At 70.8% G+C, this 710-nt stretch carries 1 pseudogene; it reads right to left on the minus strand.

Going from position 1 to position 710, the window contains the following annotated elements:
- Positions 1-710, minus strand: a pseudogene (locus tag ABD327_RS37255) (IS5 family transposase); the annotation flags it as partial.

Below are 710 nucleotides of genomic sequence, written 5' to 3' on the forward strand. Positions count from 1 at the left end.
GGCCGCGAGGGTGAGGAAAGCGGTGAATAGGTCGCCGTGGCGCTCGTAGCGCACGGTCAGGCGGCGGTAGCCGAACAACCAGGACAGCGTGCGTTCGATCTTCCACCGGTGGCGCCCCAGGCGTTCTTTGGACTCGACGCCCTTACGGGCGATGCGCGGGACGATCCCACGCCTGCGTAGCCATCGCCGCAGCTCAGCGGACTCATACCCCTTGTCCGCGCGGACCTTGGCCGGACGGCGCCGACGCGGGCCGCGCCGGGAGCGAATCGGCGGGATCGCCTCGATGAGCGGTGCGAGCAGGCGGATGTCGTGGGTGTTGGCAGCCGAGACGGCCACCACCAAAGGCAGCCCGGCCGCATCCGAGACCACATGGAGCTTGCTGCCCTTCTTGCCCCGGTCGACCGGATTGGGGCCGGTCAGCGAGCCCCCTTTTTCGCTCGCACCGAGGCGGCGTCCACGATCGCGCTGCTCCAGTCGACCAGACCGAGCCGGCCGAGCTCGTCCAGGACCGCCCGGTGCAGCCGCGGCCACAGGCCCTGTTCGGTCCAGAACAGGAACCTGCGATGCGCCGTGGAGGAGGAGACCCCGAACTCGGTCGGCAGGTGCCGCCAGGCGCAGCCGCTGGTCAGCACGTACACGATCGCGGTGAACACCGCCCGGTCGTCCAGCGGGGCCGTTCCGCCGCCTTGTCGCCGCTCGGGGTAGCGCGG

Source organism: Actinocorallia aurantiaca (genome assembly GCF_039533685.1).
Taxonomy (GTDB): Bacteria; Actinomycetota; Actinomycetes; order Streptosporangiales; family Streptosporangiaceae; genus Actinocorallia; species Actinocorallia aurantiaca.